Source organism: Singulisphaera chitinilytica (genome assembly GCF_049331405.1).
Classification (GTDB): Bacteria; Planctomycetota; Planctomycetia; order Isosphaerales; family Isosphaeraceae; genus PoT.
In genome coordinates this window covers 2,409,462-2,430,717 of sequence record NZ_CP186274.1, presented here as the reverse complement: position 1 = coordinate 2,430,717, position 21,256 = coordinate 2,409,462, and the positions used below count along the sequence as shown (strand labels likewise).

Genomic DNA, 21,256 nt, shown 5'->3' with positions numbered 1-21,256 from the left:
AAGTTTGTTAGCACTTTTAATTAGCTACCACGATTTATTGTCAATAGACATCCCTTTTGACTTGTAATTCTTTTAACGATATTCCGCGTCACCTTCTTCTTCCGCCGGTCGTAAAGAGCCGTCGTCCGCGGCTCTGCATGCCCGAGAAGATATTGCACATCCTCCATCGGCACACCCTGCTCCAGCAGATCGGTCGCCGTCGTCGTCCGGAAACTATGCGGCGACAACCGCTCCGGCAGCCGAGCATCCTTGAGCCGCCGCTTGACCAGCTCGCAGATCGCCTTGCTGGTCATGGCGTTGCCGGTCAGCTGCCCGGTTCGCCTCAGCGTCGAGCGAAACAGCGGTCTTTACTTCGTTTTCCCTGGATACAAGGAAGCCCGTTGCGGCTTAACCGGCGTCCTCCCCTTCCCAATACTCTGGCTAACACTGCTGCATGACAGGGCCCGGGGTCGACGCCTATACAGAGGGATAGCCGCCCGCCGTCGCCGCTTACGGCATGTGTTGGGCCCGACTCTTGACGGTTCCGGATGGAGGATGCACATCCGAAGGTGCACGAGCTCGAGCTGCTCGTTGGCCCGAGCGACAGGCTGGGGTGCGATATCGATACGCTGAATCTCGACGAATGGCCGGAGATTGGGCGGTCTTCGTGCTGGTCGTCCGGCTTTGGGAGTACGATGTCATGCTCATCGAGCACGTTGCGTACTTGAAAGACCAGCCACCTCTACACCCCTGTTATACCTACAGATCACCCCGCATTTTCGTTGGGTCTCCAATTTCCGGTTACTAGGTCTCCATTCTCAAACTTGCTATCACTTGAAGTTGTCCGACTTTGGACAATTTATGTCCGCCTTTGGCGAAAAAATGCCGTCCGCTGTTAACGATTTCGTCAACTCATAAATTGTAAAGAATTCCAGAGTCGACACTTGTGTCATCGAGATTGCTTGGTTCGCGGATTGCTAGGGGTAGGCCACCTCTCTGAGCACATTCCAACAACCGAGGATGTCCCGCCTCATGATCCCTCACCTCGCCGGCAACAGGCCCGGCCGCCGTAGTGCCTTCACCCTGATCGAGCTCCTCGTCGTCATCGCGATCATCGCCGTTCTCGTCGGCCTGCTCCTGCCGGCCGTGCAGGCGGCACGCCGAGCCCAATGCACGAACAACATCAAGCAGATCTTGCTGTCCTTCCACAATCACCACAACAACTACAACGGGTTCCCGCCCGTCCGCACCGAGACGCCGAACTACGGGTGGTGCGTCAACCTGATCCCGTTCCTCGAACAGCAGGTCCTCTTCAACGCCTTCAACCTCAACAAGAACTTCTACGACTTCGACAACCAGACGGTCTCGCACTGTGGGCTCCAGGTCTTCTCCTGCCCGTCGGGGCCGCTTGGGATCCACGACGTCGCGTTAGCGCTGGGCTCGACCTCGTATGGTACGAGGGGGACAGTCGGCGACTACAAGGCCAACCACCTGCTCAACGCGCAGTATCAGGTCAACGGGGCGGCGGGCAATCCCGTCCTCCTGCGGGCGGGCCAGTATCAGCCGATCGCCGCGATAACCGACGGGACCTCGCAGACGACGATCGTCCACGAGCAGGCGGGCCGCCCCGACTGGTATCTGAAAGGCTGGAAGAAGCAACCCAACGTCACCGGCCTGACTAATGTCTACTGGTGGGACTGCTGGGCCTCGTACTCCCACTTCACCTACCAGGGCTATGCGGCCGACGGCAAGTCCGCCGGCTGGGCCTGCGGCGTCAATTGCAACAACGGCCAGGGCATCTACGGCTTCCACCCCGGCGGCGCCAACGTCGGCTTCTGCGACGGGAGCGTGCGGTTCCTCAAGGAGACGACTGCGGTGCGGATCGTCTTCGCCCTGGCGACCAGGGACGGCGGCGAGCCCCTCTCGGCTTCCGATTACTGAGCCGGACGGACCCGCCCAATCGACTCGAGAGGATCGCCTACCATGATCGAATATTTTTCGAGGACGGCCCTGGCCGCCGCGACCCTGGCCAGCTTCTCGGGGTGTGGCGGACCGGGCGAGGCCGGGCCGAGAGTCTACCCCGTCTCGGGCAAGGTCCTGATCGACGGCAAGCCGGCCGACAAGGCCCGCATCTCCTTCCATGCCTCGGGAGCCGCCGTCGGCCCATCCACCCCGTACGCGGTCTCCGGCCAAGACGGGTCCTTCCGGCCGACGACGATCCTCGCCGAGGACGGAGCGCCCGCGGGCGAGTATTCGCTGTCGGTCATCTGGCCCGCGGTCACGGTTGACCATGGCGAGGAGGTCGACGGCCCGGATCGCCTGCGAGGCGCCTACAACAACCCCCAGACCTCGGGCCTCAAGGCCACGATCAAGGAGGGGGCGAACGAGCTCCCCCCGCTCGAGCTCAAGACCAGACGTTGAGATCCGACGGACATTACCGGGACGAACGCAATGACGAGCACCATGTCGACGCCCACCCCATCCCCATCGTCCGCGAGCGGGCCCCCCGTACGCATCGAGGGGGTGACGAAGCGATTCCGGCAGGGGGATTCCCAGGTCGAGGCCATCAAGGACGTCTCGCTGACGATCGAGCACGGCGAGTTCGTGGCCATCATGGGCGCGAGCGGCTCGGGCAAGAGCACGCTCCTCCACGTGATGGCCGGCCTGACCCGGCCGGAGGCGGGCCGCGTCGCGATCGACGGCGTCGACCTTGCCACCCTGTCGGATTCCAGGCTCACCCACTTCCGGCGGCGCAGGATCGGCCTGGTCTTCCAGGCCTTCAACCTGATCCCGACCCTGACCGCCGAGGAGAACATCACGCTGACCCTCCTGACCGAGGGGCGCCGCGACCTCGCAGCCGAGCAGCTGGGGCCGCTCCTCGAACGCCTCGGGCTCACGCACAGGCGTGGCCATAGGCCGGACGCCCTCAGCGGCGGCGAGCAGCAGCGCACGGCCATCGCGCGGGCACTGATCGCCGACCCGGCCCTGGTCCTCGCCGACGAGCCGACCGGGAGCCTCGACTCCGTGTCGGGCCAGAACATCTGCAGGCTCCTCCGCGAGCTCTCCGAGGAGCAGGACCGCACGATCGCCGTCGTGACCCACGAGCCGAGCGTGGCCGTCTGGGCCGAGCGCGTGGTGGTCATGAAGGATGGGCATATCCTCACCGAATTCCGCACGGCCGACTTCAAGGACGCCCAGTCCCTGGCCGCCCATTACCAGGATATTGTCAACGCACCTACCGAGGCGGAGGCCTGAACGACCATGACGCGAGACGAACTCAAGATCGTCGGCAAGCTGGCCATGGCCCAGGCGAGGAGGCATCCCGGCCGCGTCCTGCTCACGAGCCTCTCGACGATCGCGGCGGCCTGCATCGTCGTCTGGGTGGTCAGCGGCTATGACGCCATGGTCGGCGAGTTCGGCAACCTCGGCGAGGAATACGTCGGCCGATACGAGATGCTCCTCGTCCCCACGCGCGGCGACGCCCAGGAACTCGCGGAAGCACGGTCGGCCCCCCGAATCCAGGACGCCCTGCTCGGCGAGATCCGCCGCGACCCCGCAGTCGCGTTGGTCGACCCCGTCTTCGAAACTACCGCGAGGGTTTCGAAGCCCGGCTCATCGCCGGCCAGGACTGGGCCTGGGGACGGACTCTTCGAGCTCCCGCCACAGCCGGCCCCCGGGGCCCCGCCGGCATCCGGCCCGATCATCATGGGGGGCAAGTCGCAGATGAGGAACCTCGCCCGTTCGCCGATCCTGGTGGGGACGGATTCCCGGGAGCCACTCCACCGCATCGTCGAGGGACGCTGGTTCGACCCCGCCTCCCCCGGCCTCAAGGAGGGGGCGATCACCAGGGATTCGGCCGATCAGCTGGGGATCAAGGTCGGGGACGAGGTCTCGGCCAACGCGGGCGGGTTCGGCCCCCCTCGCGGGTCCGGCCCGCTGAAGATCAAGGTCGTCGGGATCGTCGAGCAGCCCAAGCGATTGCCGGGGCCCAAGTTCATGGTCGGGCTTCCCCCGTCGCGTGAGGGTGCTCTGCAGGGGGGCCCCGCGAGTCATGCCCTCTACGTGCCCAGGGAGGTCGCCGGGGGGGCCGCGGTCGCGCCGCTCCGGGTGAGCTATGCCGGGGTCGTACTCAAGCCGGGCAACAAGGCCGATGACTTCCTCGCCCGCTGGGCCATCCCCCTCGCGAAGGGGGAGCCGTCGGTGCAGATCAGGACCCCCCAGAGCGTCGACGGCGAGGTCGACGACAGCACCACGTTCGAGACCGTGCGGGCCCAGGCCTACTCGGCCATGGGGATCTCGCTGCTGGCCGCGCTCTTCATCATCTTCACGACCCTGAGCATGGGGGTCGACGAGCGGATCAGGCAATTCGCCATGCTCCGGGCGGTGGCCCTCTCGAGGGGCCAGGTCGCGCTGATGGTCGTCATGGAAGGGGTCATGCTGGGCCTGATCGGGTGGGCCGGTGGACTGCTCGCGGGCTGGGGGCTTATCGCCGCGATGGCCAGGCTCCGTCCCGAGTCCGTCTCCGAGGGGGCGACCCTGGGCACCTGGAGCGTCCTGCTCTCCGGGGCATGCGCGCTGGGGGGATCGCTGGCGGCCTCCGTCCTCCCCGCCTGGCGGGCGACCCGCGTGGCTCCGCTCGAGGCGATGGTCCCGCGTCCCGCCCTCGCCTCGGGGCGACTCTCGGCCCTACTCGCCGTCGCGGGACTCCTGCTGATCGCGGTCAATCCTCTCGTCGTGTTCTTCATCCCGATGCCGGACACGGCGCGATACGGGATCTCCGCCGCGGTCGGGTGCACGGCCATGGCGATCGGGTTCATGATGCTCGCCCCGTCAATCATCGCGGCGACCGAGCGGCTCCTCGGGCCGGTCCTGGCGAGGTGCCTCGGGCTCAACGGGCGGCTCCTCGCCACCCAGCTCTCGGCGAACATGGGCAGGACGGTGGGGACCACCGTCGCCATGACGATCGGCCTGGGCCTCTTCGTCGCCATGCAGACCTGGGGCTATTCCATGCTCGCCCCCTTCACCCCGGGCGATTGGTCGCCCGACCTCGTCGTCTCGATGGCACCGGCCGGCGTCCCAGAGTCGCAAGTCGACGCGATCCGGCATGTCCCCGGGCTCATCCCCGAGCGGTTTCTCCCCCTGGCCGTGAAGCAGGTGAAGTTCGAGGGCGACCCGACCGGCTTCAAGGTACGCTCGTCGTCCACGAGGCAGGACAACTGCGTGATGATCGGCCTGGATCCCGAGGCGGCCTTCGGGGGCGACGACCCCGTCTTCGGTTTCGGCTACGCCGAGGGGACCCGGGCCGATGCCATCGCGCGGCTCAAGAGGGGCGACCGGACCTGCCTCGTGCCGGATCACTTCGCGAGGGAGTCGGGCCTGCACCTCGGGGATAGGTTCAAGGTGATCCCCCCGGGCGACCCCGCCCAGCCCCTCGAATACGAGATCGCCGGAGTGGTCTCGATGCCCGGCTGGCACTGGATGACGAAGGTCGGCTTCCGGCGGGGGCGGGCGGCGGGCCTGATGTTCGCCCCGTACGAGAGGATCAAGTCCGACTTCAAGGTCGACCGGATCTCCATGTTCTGGGGGGACACGTCCGGCTCCCGTTCGGAGGATCGGATCAAGGCGGACCTCGAGGTCATCGCGAAACGCGGCTCCGACCCGAAGGCAGCCGCGGCGATGCCGGTTCCGGAGGGGATGAGACAACTGACTGGACCGAGGAGGGCTCCCGCAGCCTCGGTCACGCTGCGGTCCGCCGAGAGCGTCAGGACCCAGATCCGCCAGCGGGCCGACAACATCATCTGGGCCTTGAGCGAGCTCCCCCTGATCACTCTGCTGGTCACCTCGCTCGGCCTGGTCAACACGGTGCTGTCCTCGATCCGGGCCCGACGATGGGACATGGGCGTCCTGCGTGCCCTTGGGGTGACCCGACTGGGACTCTTCAAACTGATCGTGGCGGAGGCATTCCTGATCGGGGTGGTCGTCTGCGTCCTGAGCCTGGGCTTCGGGGCGATGGCCGGCTACTGCGGAACGGGCGTGACCCGCTACATCAACATACGGGGCGGCCAGTACACGCCCCTGATCATCCCCTGGTCGAAGCTCTCCGTCGGCTTCGCGATCACGCTCGGCCTCTGCTTCCTCGCCTCCCTGTGGCCGGCCTACCGGACCGGCAGGGCCGAACCCCTTAAGCTGTTGCAAGCCGGCAGGGCGGCTGCATGAGTCCGATCCTGACCATGCCCAAGGGCTGAAGCCAGGAGATTCACAACAAGTCCGGCGTTCGCCTGCCAATGGATCTAAAAGCTCGCTGCACGGCCCGAGGAAAGGGTACCCTTCGGCTGACTAACACCCCGAGTTTGGAACCGCGCGTTCCCATTCACCAAGCACGCGAACCAGCCGGAGAGGAGGGCAAACCCCACCTCACGCCGGAAGTATTACTCGTAAAGCTGTCAGTAACCGGCCTGGCGGCTCGGCGGCACGGTCATGAGGGAATTGACCCCGAGGATATCGATCCCGAGCTGGAAGTTGAGCCGGGTACGGATGGGTTTCGAGGTGCCGAATGAGGATGTGAAGGCCTTCGTTGGCTTTCCGAGATGTCTCCATCGGGGGCAGGCAGACGAACTCCTCGGCTAGCTCGGCCATCGAATCGAATCCGCCGTTCCTTGGATCCACATTGACGACCCTGTGCGTCCGCCCAATGCAAACGCCGAGTCGTAGGGCGTAACCCCGTCGAAGAGGCTGCCGATCTTCTCGGGCTTGTAAACCCGCGACGTAGGGCATCGGTGGGCCATCTTGCCTAGCTCATTACCCAACTCAGTGCTTGTCCCCCTCCCCCACCTCCGACATTGAGAGCCGCCTGTGCAACCGCAGTCTCTCCAAATAGCTCATTAAGAGTTCCGGCATTCGGTGGTCATGATCGACTCCCTCGCTTGGATCACTCGCCGACTAGCCTATTCGTCTTCCACTTCAGCGCGGCATCAGATACTTTCCCGCGTCTTCGAAACCTGCCACTGTGGGGGTACCTGCGATTGCACTCGTTCCCAAGTGCGCCTCGCAAAGCGGATCGCTGGGCTGTACACTGTACATAAGAATACGGCAGGGAAGTGTCTTGTCTGCTTGTTGATTTGCTATTTTGGTGGATATGGGTAAAATAGGAAAAACATTATGGAGTAAGGCATGGCTACCGCCGAGCAACTCAAAGCTCTCCTGCGGAGCTACAGCGAGGCCGACGGGGAGCAATTTCTGTCCGTTTCCCTGCAGATCGCCGCGCATGCCGCCCGCACCGGCAAGGCCAAGCTGGCCGAAGAGCTGAAAGGCCTGGTCCAGGATGTCAGGCGCAGGCAGTCGACCCAGAAGATCGGCGGTGCCGTGCCGATCGTGCAGCCCAATGGCGATCTCGCGAGGCTCCTGACCGTCACCTATCCGGCTGTTCGACTGGGCGAGATGGTGTTGGCGCCCTCGATCAAGAAGCAGCTCCAGAAGGTCATCCGCGAGTACCGGCAGAAGTCTCGGCTGCGCGAGCATGGTCTCACCCCGCAGCGCAAACTGCTCCTGGTAGGGCCGCCGGGGTGCGGCAAGACGATGACCTCGCGCGCCCTGGCCGGCGAATTGAAGCTGCCGCACTTGACCGTCCAGTTCCACGGGCTCATCACGAAATTCCTGGGCGAGACGGCCGCGAAGCTCCATTCCATCTTCGAGCTGATGCCCAAGACGCGGGGCGTCTACCTCTTCGACGAGTTCGACGCGATCGGGTCCGAGCGGGCCGCGGCCAACGACGTTGGCGAGATCCGCCGCGTGCTCAATTCTTTTCTGCAGTTCCTCGAGCAGGACGATTCGGACAGCATCATCGTGGCCGCCACGAATATGGCCTCCATGCTCGACGAGGCCTTGTTCCGCCGCTTCGACGAGGTGATCCGCTACGAGAAGCCCACCGACGACGAGGCCCGGGACTTGATCCGCAACCGGCTCTCGCGATTCGGCCTCGATGCGCGCGACCTGCAACGTGCTTCAGAGGCTGCCGCAGGCCTGAGCTATGCCGACATCTGCCAATCCTGCGACGATGCGGCGAAGGGCGCTATCCTCGACGAGATCCAGACGATAGAATTTGACGCCCTCGAGGAAGCCATTTGCCGCAGGAAGAGCCGCCTGGCATTCAAGGCCGAGGGACGATAAGAGCTATGGCGCGTCTCCGCCACTTCGTGATCCGGGGCACCGCCCAGTCCCAGAATTACATATCGACGGCCCGGGGCGCGGGAGAGTTCAGCACGCCGCCGCGCGACCGGCGGCCCGCCCATGGCGACCGCCTGGCGGGCAAAGTCAGGGAAGCGGCCGCCGAGGCGCGGTCGAAACCGGAGCCGCCCGCCGAAGGCTTGCCCTTCGTGCCGATTGCGGTGCGTAGCGACCCTCATTTCAAGCTGTGGCTCGACAGCCTCGATAATCAGACCCTCGGCTTGGAGCTCATCAATGTTCGCACGGAGGAGGATGGCAGCCAGAGGGCGACCATCCACATCCCGACGGACAACGTGCCCAAGTTCGCCAAGAAATTCGAGGACTATGCCCACACCACGAACCGGTTCGGCAAGCCGCCCAATCTGAAGATGGCCGCGAGCATCGAGGAGCTCCGCCTGGCGATGCTGCGCGAGGGCGACTACTGGACCGACTCCGGGCCGCTGCCCTCGCCCGACGAGGAGTTCTGGTGGGAGGTCTGGCTCCGCGATGAGGAGGAACAGTGGCTGCCGGACGGGCGGGCGGTCGGCGTCGAGGTCGTATTCCGGGCCGATGCTCGGGCCCTGGGCATCCGGGTGAGCGACCAGCAGGTCCGCTTCCCCGATTACGTGGTGGTCCTCGCCTACACCTCTATGGCGGTATTGGGCCGCTTCACCGGGCTGCTGCGCCACCTCGCCGAATTCCGCCGGGCTAGTATCGTGGCGAGCGAGTATCTCGAGCTGACCCCGGCCGGCCAGGCCGAATTCATCCAGTCCATGCTGGAGCGGACGAGCTTCGCCGGAGTCGACGCCCCGGCGGTCTGCATCCTGGATTGCGGCGTCAACCGCGGCCATCCTCTCCTCGAGCATGCGTTGGACGAGAGTCATAATCTGGCATGGGACGACGAGTGGACCGCCGCGGATCGGCACGGCCACGGCACGGAGATGGCAGGGCTGGCCCTCTATGGAGCCGATCTTGGGGAGCTGCTCCTCTCGGGCAAGCAGGTCCAGCTGCAACACCGCCTCGAGGCGGTGAAAATACTGCCCGACGTGGGGGAGAACAGCCCTCCGGATTACGGGCCGATCACCGTGGGCTCGGTGGCCAAGATGGAGATAGAGTCGCCCGAGCGGTCCCGCGTCATCTGCATGGCAGTCACCGCCGACGACAAGGAACGATGGCTGCCCACCCTGTGGTCGGCCGCGCTCGACCAGATGTGTGCGGGCGCCCAGGATGAGGCCCGTCGCCTGATGGTCGTCTCGGCGGGCAACTACCGGGACGAACTCGCGGCCGGCGACTATCCCAAGGCCAACCGCGAGGCGAGCGTCCAAGACCCGGCCCAGGCTTGGAACGTCCTCACCGTCGGGGCCTACACCGACAAGGTCATGATCGAGCATCCGGACTTCCGCGGGTACGATCCGCTGGCCCCGAAGGGCGGCCTGTGCCCCAGGAGCACCACCTCCTACGGCTGGGAGAGGCGAGAATGGCCCCTCAAGCCCGAGATCGTCATGGAAGGCGGCAATTACGCCGCCGATCGGGACGGCTATGTGACCGACGTCGACGACCTATCGCTGCTGACCACGGTTATCTCGCGCGACGGCGCGTTGCTCACCACCATGCGCGACACCAGCGCCGCCACGGCATTGGCCTCCCGGTATGCGGCGATCCTCCAGCACGATTATCCGCAATTGTGGCCGGAGTCGGTACGGGGCCTCATGATCCATTCGGCGCGCTGGACGCGGTCGATGATCGAGGAGTTCCCGCATAACCTCCGCCACGAACGCCTCCGCTGCTACGGATTCGGGGTGCCCAACCTGCAGGTTGCGCGGCAATGTGCGTCGAACCGGGCCACCATGATCATCCAGGACTCGCTCCATCCATTCTGCTGGGATGAGGAGAAGCGGGGGACCCGGACTAATCAGATGCACCTGCATGCGCTGCCCTGGCCCGTCGAAACGCTGCGTGACCTCGGCGAGGCGCAACTTAAGATGCGTGTCACACTCTCCTATTTCGTCGAGCCGAGCCCGGGGCGCCGGGGCTGGAATGTGAAGCATCGCTACCAGTCGCACGGCCTGAGATTCGACGTCAAGCGGCCCCAGGAGGACATGTCACAATTCCGCCAGCGGCTCACCCGCGACGCCTGGGACGGCGGGGAACGCCCCGCCGGCTCCGTCAAGGACTCCAGGAATTGGGTGCTGGGCGACGACCTGCGCACGAAGGGTTCGATCCACTCCGATTGCTGGAAGGGCACCGCCGCCGAGCTTGCCGCCTCGGGGTTCATTGCTGTCCACCCCGTCACCGGATGGTGGCGCGAGAGGCCGGGCCGAGGCTGTTTCGACAAAGCCGCGAGATATTCCCTCATCATCACCCTGGAAGGCGACGCGGACGTCGACGTCTACGGCGCCGTCGAGGCACAGATCGCCAGCCGCGCGGAGATTGCCGCGGAAGTCTAGCTTGGCCCGTGGGCTGAACGTGCAGGGACTCGGATCTCGCCAGGCCGAGCGGAACTCACGGCGGTGGACCAGGGACTTATGGGGCTCCCAGGATCAAATGTACGCCCCATCGGCTTTGTGCCATGATTAACCGTGGAGGCTTCGAACCGGTGGTCATCTTCCTCGGGATACCTTGGCTCGATCCTCCTGACCCAATCTCCCAATCTCCTCGCCCGCAGCCAAATCGTTGCTAGGCCCCGCCCCCATGAGATGAGCTTGCGAGGTAGAGCTGATTCGCTAGGATGTGCTCGTCCAAGGAGATGTATCCCGTAGCGAAGGATGGATTCGACCACAGTCCGACGCGACGGCCAGGCCATGGTGCCCCCGAGGGCATACGCGAGATCGCGAGAATGTCGACGATTAAGATACTTAATCACGCAACGCTTTTGCATCATATCCTCGATTGGTCCTCCTCCCGTCCGCCTTGGCAGCGGGACGCCTTGCGTCGGATCATCGTCAACGGCGCGATCGCCCATGCCGACATCACGCAGCTCGAAGCGATCTGCTTGGCCAGGCACGGGATCAACGAGGTAGGCGCATCTGCGCCGGCCTGCGAGCATCTATCGGCCGACCACCTCCCCCTCACATCCGCCTCGACTTCGGACGTGACCTTGGTCTCGCTCGAGAAGCTTGAGAACGTCAACCGCCTCCCGTCGGACCAATGCCTGTCATTCGGGGAGGGGCCCGGAATCACCGTCATCTACGGCGAGAATGGCGTCGGTAAATCGGGATACGCACGCGTCATCAAGAATGCCTGCAAGACGCGGGGGGGCCGCGCGGCGATCCGTCCGAACGCCTTACTTGATGGGAGTACTTCCCAAGCCTCCGCCTCGATCCGTTATCGCGTCGACGGTGCCGAGCGAGCCGTGACATGGCTGGACGGGGCTGATCCCGATGCGCATTTGGCGAATGTTTTCGTGTTCGACACGCAAGCCGCGAGGCATTATCTCGACGAGGATGGCCCTACCTCCTTCACCCCGCGCGGGCTCGAGATCTTGCCCACGCTGGGGAGTGTCGCCGACGCGATCGCCGCTAATATCGGCGATGAGATCCGCCGGCTCGACGCCCAGATATCCGCCTGCTTTGCCTCATGGAAGCCCGTCCCCGGGAAGCAGGTGCCCGGATTGCTCGCCAACCTGGCGGCGACTACCGATCCTTCGGCCGTGGAGGGCCTGGCCAGGAAGGGGGCCGACGACGATTCAAGGCTGGTCCAATTAAATGAGGCACTGCGCCCCGACGCGAGGCACCATGCGAAGACGCTGCGGGCCGCCGCAGGTCGCATCCGCGATTTCGCCTCCCGGATGCAGGACGCCGCAAGGGACCTCGGTGACGAGCGGTGCTTGGCCCTGCGCACCTTGCTGGAAGCCGCGGCCGCGACATCGCTAGCGGCGGAGGCTTTCACGTCCGGGGCGTTCGACGCGAGCTACTTGCCCGGCACCGGTGGCGATGCCTGGCGCATCCTGTGGGACGCGGCCAGGTCCTTTGCGGCGGATCACGCGCCGGCTGGTCAGGCCTATCCGCCCGCCGAGGAGGGGGCGAGATGCGTGCTCTGCCAGCAGCCCATGGCTACTCAGGCATTGGATCGCCTCGCCGCCTTCGACGACTATTGCAGAAATCGGAGCCTGCGACAGGCGGAGGAGATGGCAATCGCGCTGCGCGAAGCCGAGAATCGGATCGCCAGGTTGCTCTCGCTCAGGGGCGAATTGACATCCATAGATGCGGACCTTTCCCCGTTGGGGCAGCCGGATAGGGAGGCGATCGAGTCTTTCGTGGCGGCCCATGACCTGAGGCTGTCCGCCCTTAATGCGAGCCTGGCGACGCGAAAATGGGCCGCGCCTCCCCCCCTGCCCTCGCCTCCCAAGCTGGCCTTGGCCGCATTGGCCGGGAAGTTGGAGGAGCGGGCGACTGTTGAGGAATCGGCCGAGGATCCGGCGGAACTGGCGGAGATGTCCGGCGAACGCGATGAGCTGCTCGGCCGCGCCTGGCTCTCCGATCACCTGGAAGAGGTGCAGGAACAACTGGCACGCATGAAACGGCGGGCGGCGCTGGAAAAGTGCAAAAGCGATACCAGGACCAAGGCGATCACCGACAAGAATTCGGAACTCACCGCAGCGATCGTGACGACAGCGTTCCGCGCCCGGTTCGCCGAGGAGGTGTCCGGCCTCGGCTTGCGGACGCTGTCGCTCGCCATGAACGACATCTCTGGCCGGAAGGGCCACAGCAATTTTGGCGTTCGCCTCGCCGAATCGAAAATGCCAAGGCTCCGCGATATCGCCAGTGAAGGCGAGCAGCGATGCATCGCCCTGGCGATATTCCTCGCCGAGCTTTCGCAGGCCACGCATGCCTCGGCCCTTGTCTTCGACGACCCGGTTTCCTCGGTGGATCACCGGCACCGGGAGAGGATCGCCAGACGGTTGGTCTCGGAGGCCCAGCTGCGTCAGGTGATCGTATTTACACACGATACCGTCTTCCTCAACGACATCGTATCGCTCGCCAAGAGGCTAAAAATCCCCTGTGAATGCAGGCATATCGAATGGAATGGCGGCAGGCCCGGTAGCTGCTGCGAAGGCCTGCCGTGGGACATGAAGAGCCCGCAGGACAGGCTCGATAAACTTGGGAAGCTCAAGTCCGAATTGGCCAAAAAATGGGAGCCGATACCGAGCGAAGCCAACGCCGCCGGCATGAGGGAGGCATACAGCTTGCTCAGGGCTACCGTTGAACGCATCGTAGAGAGGGAGGCCCTTGCGAACGTAGTCTTCAGGTACCGTGATTATATAGATCTCAAATCCCTGGCGAAGGTCGTGGCGTTCGGACAGCAGGAGTATGACGAGATTCGGAGGCTGTTCGACCGTTGCAGCGACGTCACCGGCGCCCATGATGAGGCGGCGGGCAAAGATCGCCCCGTTCCCGATCCGGCAGAATTGGCCCGGGACATCGAGGACACCAGGAGTCTCCTGCAGAGAATCCGCGCAATTCACAACGGGAACCAACCTGCCGCCGCCACGCCGCTGAAGATCGCAGGAAACTCCTGATCCCAAACCTGCGGAGTCGCACCGCCTTGCCGCTCCTTAGTCCAACCCGATGGAGCGCAAGCACGGCTGAGCTTCCCCCGGATTCTGGTGTGGGCATTATGAGAGTATCGGTTCCACGGTCGTCTCGGTCTGGGCGGGGGGAGCGAAGCGACCCCCGGCCCTTTCTGGCATGACGCGAAGTCCGCAAGGGTCCGAAACCTCCCGCGAGCGGGGCGGCCCGGTCGTCACCTACCGTCTCTGGCCCGAGACCCTCGCCCTGCTGCGGCAGCACCGCTCGCCGGGCGACCTCGCGCCCACCACCGACATGGGCAAACCCCCGTGTCCAATCCTGGCCAGGCCGAAGGCAACAATCTCGGCTGAGGGCAAGCAGCCACCTTTGTCCATTTCTCTCGGAGGAAGTTTGATGGGAATCGAGATCGCAGAGGGCGGCGTCTACACAAACTACAACGCTACATTTGCACGAGAGATTGTCCAAATTGATGGCAAATATGTATTTTACAGCGATTATTTATTGACTACTGGAGAGCCTTTGAGTACTCGGGGCAGGTGCATCCGCCCCGTATTCCGTCGCTGGGCCGTTCGCCCTTGTACGCCCGAAGAAATGAGCCGCCTGAAGAGAGATGCTGAGCCACGAGAGGACCGTCATCTTATTGAGATGCTTGGAAGTGTGGTGGAGGATGCCCTTGGAAGTATTCCCGATGCCGATTTATTGGCCGAAGTACGTCGACGCGGCTTGATCTCCGAATGAGTTCTTCTTCTCCCGTCGGTGGTAAAGGGCCGTCGTTTTTGGCTTTGCATGGCCGAGGAGATATTGCGTATCCTCTATCGGCACGCCTTAATCAACCATGTCTGTCGCTGTCGTTGCAGGGAAGCTGTGCGGTGACAATCGATCTGGCAAACTCGCATCCTTGAGCCGCTTGACTCGCTCGCAAATTGATTTGCCGGTAATCGGGTTGCCTATCAACTATCCTATTCGCCGCAACGTCGAGCGAAACAGCGGACGATCCTTAGCTTCCCCGGCAATCCTCGCCACGTTCAGATACGCCCGGATAAAGCCTTCCAGTTCGTGCCGAACCGGTATTTCCCGGCTTTTATCGCCCTCCTCCTGGAACCTCAGCGCGAACCGGCTTCTGTCGTATTGGAAATCACCCATCCGATTCCTCTGGCGGTTCGGTGTGGGCTATTAGCGTTTGAAGCAGGTGATCATAATCTCCGCCCATCGCCTCGTGACGCACGGCCTCGATCGCTTGATCACTCCACCCTTGCCGTCTGGCTCCCGCCACGAATGCACCTAATAAGTGAAATGCATTACCATTCTGTCCTTCGAGTTTGACCCTAACCTTTTCCATAGACATTCAACTTTTGTGATTTTATCCCATTTTGTAATCATGTATGCTTGCAGGTGGCTGTCAAGCGGTAACATGAGCCAAGAGGGTTAATTGCCCTTTAGGTAGACAGAGATTGATCGTAAACTATCGCTACATTGCCTTGTAACGACGAGATTTGCCACCTGGCGTACCCTTCTCTCTCCTTCGACTCCCCGCTCCCCGCCGGGGACGGGAGGGGATAATCGCGAAACGGGCGCGCAAGCGACCCTCCGCTCGAAGCAACCCGGCCGCGTTCCACCCCCCTATCCGGATCGGGGTGGAACCGGCCGGAACGGATCGCGTGAGGGAGCGGAGCGACCCGCCTCCAGGCGACGGATCGTCCATCGGGATGACCGGCAGGGATGCCTGGCGGCCCGATGGCCCGTCGCCGACCCTGCGTCAGGGGGCGCAAAGGGCCGAAGGCCGTCCCGCAGGGACCGCAGCGGAGCGGAGCCTGGAAGCACCCGGCCGCGCAGCGGGACGCCTGAAAGCATAGTCTGGGTCTCAACCCTTGTGGGCCTGGTGGCAAGCCGTGCAAGAGGTCGACACCTTCTTGAATTCCTTCTTCGCTCCTTCTTGTCTTCCTTCTTGGCGGCGTCGTCCATCGCCTTCGACGCGTCGCAATAGGCGCCGGCTGACTTCGTGAACTCGGCCTTATCGCCCTTGGGGGCGTTCTTCGCTATTGCCGCGCCCAGTATCACGAAGGCCTTGGTCAGGTCCTGCACCGACTTCCAGTCGGGCGAGTCTTCGTCGGATGCCTCCTTCAGCTTCGCCATGGGGACTTGGCCCCTTCTGGAACTCCTGCATGACGACCCTGATCATTGGCGTCTCCTCCTTGTCCTCGGCCACGACCAACGCGGACGCCATCAACACGGCAACGACGCTCGTCGCTCCGAACTTCCAATTGATCGCTGTCATCCTTCGGTTCGAGGGAACGGGAAAGGCACGTTCACTCCGACTTCGGCCGCGGCTCGGGCTCCCATCGGTATTCCATCGTCCCGGCGACATCGCTCGCCGCCTGTTGGCCCAGCAGGCGAGCCACGACGTGGAACGTGGCATCGATGCCTGCCGAGATGCCGGCCGCGGTCACGACCTTGCCATTGTCGACATACCGTCGACCTTCAAGGACCCGCGCCCTCGGCGCCGCATCCTTGAGGCGCTCGAGGGATTCGTGATGGGTGGTCGCGTCGAGGTCGTCCAGGAGCCCGGCGCGGGCGAGCAGGAATGCGCCGGTGCACACCGAGAGCGTGATCTCGGCGTCTCGCGACTTCGCGACGAGCCAGTCCGTCACGGCCGGATCGGATTCGGGGATACGGGTCGCCCCGCCGGGGACGACGATGATGTCAGGCTTGGGGCAGTCGGCAAGCGTGTATCGCGGCGTGATGGCGACGAATCCCTGGCTCGTGATCGGCGAGGAGGATGCGGCGACGGTGTAGAGGTTGAAGGCCTGGCCCTGCCCGGCCCGCGAGAGGACCTCGCCGGGGCCCGCGAAGTCGAGCAACTCCACGCCTTCGTAGATGAGGATCGCGACATTCTTCCGGGGCTTGAGGAAGGCCTGGGGATCGGCCTTGAAGCGGGCCCGGCAGCTCGGAGAGCCGAACCCATAGATCTTCCCGTCGTGGACGAGGAAGATGTCGGGCGAGGCCGGGACATTCGGCATCGCGGTGCACATGCCGTCCCGCTGGAGGGCGTGCAGGTCGGGTGCCTTCTCGAACAGGTTCTTGTGCTCGGCTGTGGTGAAGAGGTAGCGGAATCGGCCGTGCGCCGTCGCGAGGTCCGCGTTACCCTTCTCCTGCCGGCCCTCGGCGAGCGAGATCGGGTCGAGCCCCTTCAACGCGACGGGGGAATTGGGCTTGGCCGCCTTCTCATCGGCGGCCTGCCCGGGCTGTCCAAAGGCCAATACGATGGCGAGCGAAGCAGCCAAACGGTTGATGCTGGTCATTGATGCCAACTCCGGTAGGGTTCAAGGAAGTGGGATGCGCGTGCCGAGCCCAGCGTAGACGAATCGATCCCCGAATGCCTCCATGAGCGCGGCGAAGCCCGGCTCGCCGGTGCAGTGGCCCGGGGCGACCTCGGCGACCTTCCAGGTGTCGCGGAGAGACCTGGCGACCCGCACGATGTCGGCCTCGGGTGCCGTCACGAGGTGGAGGCCGCCGATGAGCAGGCGGACCGGGACCTTCGCCGCGCCCGCGGCCTCGAGGATCGGCTCGATGCCGGTGTGCGAGCAGCCCACGACGAGGATCTGGCCGTCCTTCACTTTCAGGGATAGGGAGAGCTCGGGCATCTCCAATGTCCCGGTCGTGCGCGAGACCGTGGCGATCGCCCGCACGCCCGGCAGGATCTCGCGGGACTCGGTGACCCGGATGAGGTTCGAGTTTTGCCAGGCCGTGCCGTGCGGGACCGAATTTGGCGGAGAGCCGTCGAAATAGCGCAGGCGTTTCGGGAGGGCCTCGACGCCCCTCTTGTAGAACCGATCCGGGGTCGGCCCGCCGAAATGCTCGTCGGCCGGGACGTAGATCGCGACGCCCGGATTGACCTTGAGGAGGTGATGCATGCCGTTGGTGTGATCCCCGTGACGATGCGAGATGACCACGCCGTCGAGGGATTTGAGGCTCACGCCGAGCGCTTTCAGGTTGTGCTCGAACGCGGCGGAATCGTTGCCGGCGTCGAATAGGACTCGCTTGCCCCCGGACTCGATCAGGGCCGAGAAACCCCAGTCCTTCTTCAATTCGGACCGTTCGCCGAATGCGTCGAAGAGGATGGTGACCCGGTCTGCCGGCTCCGAAGATGCGGCGATGGGGACTACCAAGCCCCAGGCCAAGATGGTCATGACACCCATCCGACAGATCCGCATTCAGATCCTCCTTACCTGTGTTAAACACGCCGTCGGTCGCACGGCCGGTTCCCGGCGATCGCGAGCCCGACGGCGCGGGGATGTTTGTCGGGTCGCGATCAGTACGGGCAACCGGAATAGAGCTCGTCCGGGGCGTCCGTCACGTAAACGGGCTTCATCTCGCGGCCGGAGATCCGGGCGAGCCGTTCATTGGCCTCCTTGAGCATATTGACCGAGTAGCCGGGCCAATACTTTTCGATCTTCCCGCCCGGCGCCACGAGTGCGAAGTAGGCCGAATTCTCGGCCTTGTACTCGCGGACGATCTTCAGGTCGGGGTCGCAGAGCACGGGGAATTCGACCTGATTCTCCCTGGCCCATTTCTGCGCGACCTCGCGATCGCCGTCGATGATCCCGAAGAATTTGACGTCCGATCCGTAGGCGTCGTGGAGGCGATTGTAGTAAGGCTCGGCCGCGACGCTGCAAGGGCAGCCATCCTTGATGAAGATCAGGGCTAATGGGCCTTGCCTCGAGAGATCCTGGAGCGAGTAGCTCTTGCCGTCGGCCGACCCGGCCTGGAACGTTGGCGCGGGCCGACTTTCCAATGCGCGAGTCCCGGCTATCATCTCTGGGGTCGCCGCGTGCTTCGTCCCTGACGTGATGATGACCGTCTGATCCTCCGAGGGAGTTGACGCCGTGTCCGCGGAGACGAGCCTGGCGAGGGCATAGGCGATCCCGCACGCCGAGACCGGTATCGCGAACAAGAGAACCGATGATGTCTTCATGGCAACCCTTTCGCTTGCAGGAGAGGTGAATCACGCCCCGTCATGCGCGTGAGGCCCGCAGGCCGAGCCAGTCGCTCACCGCGGGCACGCGGCCGAGGATCGCCTTCTCGGCCACAAGGACGGCGATCAGCGACAGGCCGAACAGCGGCAGGTAAATGCAAAAAGCGAGCACGAGAAGCACGAAGGCCGGCGAGAACGATGGGCTGGTCAGCGGCTTCGGCGCCCCCAGGACCCCTGGCTCGCGACGTCGCCACCAGAGCACCACCGAGCTGACGGAGAGCAGGACCAGGCCGGCCGCGGTGACGAGGCCGATGAGCTGGTTGGGCCAGCCGAATAGGCGGCCTTCGTGCAGCGCGATCCCGGTGCCGACGAGTCGGTCGATCGGGTGGCGGTCCCGGAAATCCTTGCGGCTCTTGATCTCGCCCGTCGCCCCGTCCACGACCAGGTCGACGCGATACGGCCGATTGGCCGTCATGGACTTCGCCGTCCAGTCGGGCGACTTTTCGGGCCCGCTCCCCGATGGGGGCCGAGGACCGGGCGGGGCGATCACCACCGGGGGCGGCAGATGGAGCGGCCTGACCGCGGCCACGATCCGGTCGACTGCGGCCAGGTCGGCCGGAGACGTGACCGCCGAATTCCGACCTCGGCGAGAAGCCCCGTGTTCGGAGTGGCCGCCGCTCGGCTCGGCGACGACCCTCTGCATGGCACCGTTCGTCCAGTCCTGGCGGGCGACGGCGGTCCCGGTCAGCCGACGGACGTTGCGGAGGTAGTCCCCCCAGAACTTGGCCCAGGGCAAGCCGGTGAGCAGCAGGACGAGCGCGAATCCCGAGACCCAGAGCCCCGTCACGCCGTGGATATCTCGCCAGAAGATCCGGGACCCCCGTTTGAGGCGAGGATAGAGGACACCGCCCAGCCGCGATGCCCCCTTCGGCCACCAGAGATAGAGTCCGGTGGCGATCATGATGATCGCCCAGGAGGACGCCAACTCCACGAGCGCCGATCCTCGATTGCCCAGGAGTAGCTCGCCGTGGAGTCGGAACAGCCACTTCATCAGGCGGTCTTCCTCGGCGACCGTATGGAGGATCGCGAGGCTCTCGGGGTGGACGTAGACCCGCATCGCCATCCCATCCTTGCGGACGATGACCCTCGCCGATTGGTCGTCGGAACGGGGCAGTTCGTACGCGTGGAGTGACGAGCCCGGCACTGCGGCGAGGGCCGCGGCGACCTGCCTCGACGCTGGCGAGACCGGCCCCCGGATCGCCAGGCCGTCGTACGGCCGGTCGATCCAGGCTTCGATCTCCTGCTTGAAGAGGTAGATCGAGCCGCTGATCGAGAGGACGACGACGAACGGGATGCAGAAGACACCGGCGTAAAAGTGCCAACGCCAGACGGCCCGATAGTCGGGCCATCGCCTGGCGCGGGCGGGATGTTCCGTTTCATTCATGGTGAGGGCTCCCAGGCCGGATATCGTTTAGAGGGCATCCGAGGAGACCACTTCCCCGCCGGCCCGTGTGGAGATCGAACGGAAGGTCGCCTGATTCACGCTGTCCTTGACGAACTGGACATGGCCGTCGAGGAACAGCAAATTCACCCCTCCCGGGTGGAAGCTCCGGGGCGCGGTGACCGCCGCGGCGCGGCCGGTGTCCGTGCAGTCGGGCGCCCGATTGTTCGGCGTGTAAAAGTGGTTATACGAGGTCATGATGAAACTGCCTCGCGACCACTCGCGTCCCCTATCTCCGGCCCATTGGTCGGGCGTGTTGCAGGGCGGTATCGAGATGCTCGGGGGCAGGAATAGCGCAGCGGGCAGGGCCGCGAGGGCTCCGGAGGTGTTGAATACCGCGAATTGCCTCCGCGGATCCGCGGGCCGCGAACTGCCCGGCGAGGTGGCGATGTTGTTCCCCAGGATCGTCTCGCTGAACGCGGCCGTGCCGCTCAGCCCGTCGGTGATCGCGGACAACCGCACGGCACTCGTGTTATAGAACGGCCCGTCGGGCAGGGACTTGCCGGACTGCACGTTGAAGCTGCCATTATTGACCGTCCCGCTACCCGAGTTCGACACGTAGTTCGTCGCGCCGAAGATCGACGGATCTACTCGAAGCTGCCCGTCGCTAGGGCAGAGGAACGTTTGGACGACGACCGACTGAGCGGTGATGTTGGCAGGGTGTGGCGCCTGGCTCACGAGCGATGGGAAGGAGAAGTTGATCGCATTGTACATGTTTGCCGCCTCGATGTAGTTGAGCATCGACGCGAGCGAAGACCACAAATAGGGATAGCCGAAGCGGCCGGCCGGTAGGACCGCCTGCGCCCCTTCATAGTTGTGCAGCGCCAACCCGAGTTGCTTGAGGTTGTTCGTGCATTGCATACGCCTGGCCGCCTCGCGGGCGGCCTGGACGGCCGGAAGTAGCAGCGCGATGAGGACGGCGATGATCGCGATCACTACCAGCAATTCAATCAATGTAAAGCCTCGACGGCGAAGCATTCGGACGACTCCTGGAATGTGCTGATGCTCAGGGCGGGGATTGGCGTGAAGCCAACGACCCATCAGGCCGCGGAACATGGGGAATGTCGATGATCA

The 21,256-nt window shown here is 64.4% G+C and carries 14 protein-coding genes; 8 read left to right on the top strand and 6 right to left on the bottom strand.

Features of this window, described 5'->3' with window-relative positions; translation table 11 throughout:
* Window positions 1-20: 20 nt before the first annotated feature.
* Complete coding sequence (locus ACOYYX_RS09790) at window positions 21-293, bottom strand: tyrosine-type recombinase/integrase (protein ID WP_422929741.1); 273 nt, start codon at window positions 291-293, stop codon at window positions 21-23.
* Between the two features lie 718 nt (window positions 294-1,011).
* Between ACOYYX_RS09790 and ACOYYX_RS09785 the strand changes: the two genes are divergently transcribed.
* The 8 genes from ACOYYX_RS09785 to ACOYYX_RS09750 all read left to right on the top strand — a co-directional run bounded on the left by ACOYYX_RS09785 (window position 1,012) and on the right by ACOYYX_RS09750 (window position 14,447).
* The gene (locus tag ACOYYX_RS09785) at window positions 1,012-1,920 is read left to right on the top strand and encodes a DUF1559 domain-containing protein (RefSeq protein ID WP_422929740.1); all 909 of its coding nucleotides are present in this window, start codon (window positions 1,012-1,014) and stop codon (window positions 1,918-1,920) included.
* Window positions 1,921-1,962: 42 nt separating this feature from the next.
* On the top strand, window positions 1,963-2,400 hold the full coding sequence (locus ACOYYX_RS09780; RefSeq protein WP_422929739.1) for a hypothetical protein: 438 nt from the start codon (window positions 1,963-1,965) through the stop codon (window positions 2,398-2,400).
* A gap of 42 nt (window positions 2,401-2,442) precedes the next feature.
* Complete coding sequence (locus ACOYYX_RS09775) at window positions 2,443-3,234, top strand: ABC transporter ATP-binding protein (protein WP_422929738.1); 792 nt, start codon at window positions 2,443-2,445, stop codon at window positions 3,232-3,234.
* A 6-nt stretch (window positions 3,235-3,240) separates the two neighbouring features.
* Window positions 3,241-6,195, top strand: coding sequence for an ABC transporter permease (locus ACOYYX_RS09770; protein ID WP_422929737.1), 2,955 nt, complete (start codon window positions 3,241-3,243; stop codon window positions 6,193-6,195).
* A 954-nt stretch (window positions 6,196-7,149) separates the two neighbouring features.
* Window positions 7,150-8,145, top strand: coding sequence for an AAA family ATPase (locus ACOYYX_RS09765; RefSeq protein WP_422929736.1), 996 nt, complete (start codon window positions 7,150-7,152; stop codon window positions 8,143-8,145).
* 5 nt (window positions 8,146-8,150) lie between these two features.
* On the top strand, window positions 8,151-10,628 hold the full coding sequence (locus tag ACOYYX_RS09760) for a S8 family peptidase (protein ID WP_422929735.1): 2,478 nt from the start codon (window positions 8,151-8,153) through the stop codon (window positions 10,626-10,628).
* Between the two features lie 389 nt (window positions 10,629-11,017).
* Window positions 11,018-13,699, top strand: coding sequence for an AAA family ATPase (locus ACOYYX_RS09755; protein WP_422929734.1), 2,682 nt, complete (start codon window positions 11,018-11,020; stop codon window positions 13,697-13,699).
* Window positions 13,700-14,102: 403 nt separating this feature from the next.
* Window positions 14,103-14,447, top strand: coding sequence for a hypothetical protein (locus ACOYYX_RS09750; RefSeq protein ID WP_422929733.1), 345 nt, complete (start codon window positions 14,103-14,105; stop codon window positions 14,445-14,447).
* Between the two features lie 1,568 nt (window positions 14,448-16,015).
* On the opposite strand, the gene ACOYYX_RS09745 is transcribed toward ACOYYX_RS09750, so the two are convergent.
* The 5 genes from ACOYYX_RS09745 to ACOYYX_RS09725 all read right to left on the bottom strand — a co-directional run bounded on the left by ACOYYX_RS09745 (window position 16,016) and on the right by ACOYYX_RS09725 (window position 21,160).
* Window positions 16,016-17,008 (bottom strand): DJ-1/PfpI family protein, encoded by a 993-nt coding sequence (locus ACOYYX_RS09745; RefSeq protein WP_422929732.1) that lies wholly within the window; start codon window positions 17,006-17,008, stop codon window positions 16,016-16,018.
* 21 nt (window positions 17,009-17,029) lie between these two features.
* Window positions 17,030-17,920, bottom strand: coding sequence for an MBL fold metallo-hydrolase (locus ACOYYX_RS09740; RefSeq protein ID WP_422929731.1), 891 nt, complete (start codon window positions 17,918-17,920; stop codon window positions 17,030-17,032).
* 98 nt (window positions 17,921-18,018) lie between these two features.
* Window positions 18,019-18,681, bottom strand: a complete 663-nt coding sequence (locus ACOYYX_RS09735) for a redoxin domain-containing protein (RefSeq protein WP_422929730.1) — start codon at window positions 18,679-18,681, stop codon at window positions 18,019-18,021.
* A 40-nt stretch (window positions 18,682-18,721) separates the two neighbouring features.
* The gene (locus tag ACOYYX_RS09730) at window positions 18,722-20,125 is read right to left on the bottom strand and encodes a PepSY-associated TM helix domain-containing protein (RefSeq protein WP_422929729.1); all 1,404 of its coding nucleotides are present in this window, start codon (window positions 20,123-20,125) and stop codon (window positions 18,722-18,724) included.
* Between the two features lie 27 nt (window positions 20,126-20,152).
* Window positions 20,153-21,160 carry a DUF1559 domain-containing protein gene (locus tag ACOYYX_RS09725; RefSeq protein WP_422929728.1) on the bottom strand — a complete coding sequence of 336 codons (1,008 nt, stop codon included), beginning with the start codon at window positions 21,158-21,160 and terminating at the stop codon, window positions 20,153-20,155.
* Between the last annotated feature and the right edge of the window lie 96 nt (window positions 21,161-21,256).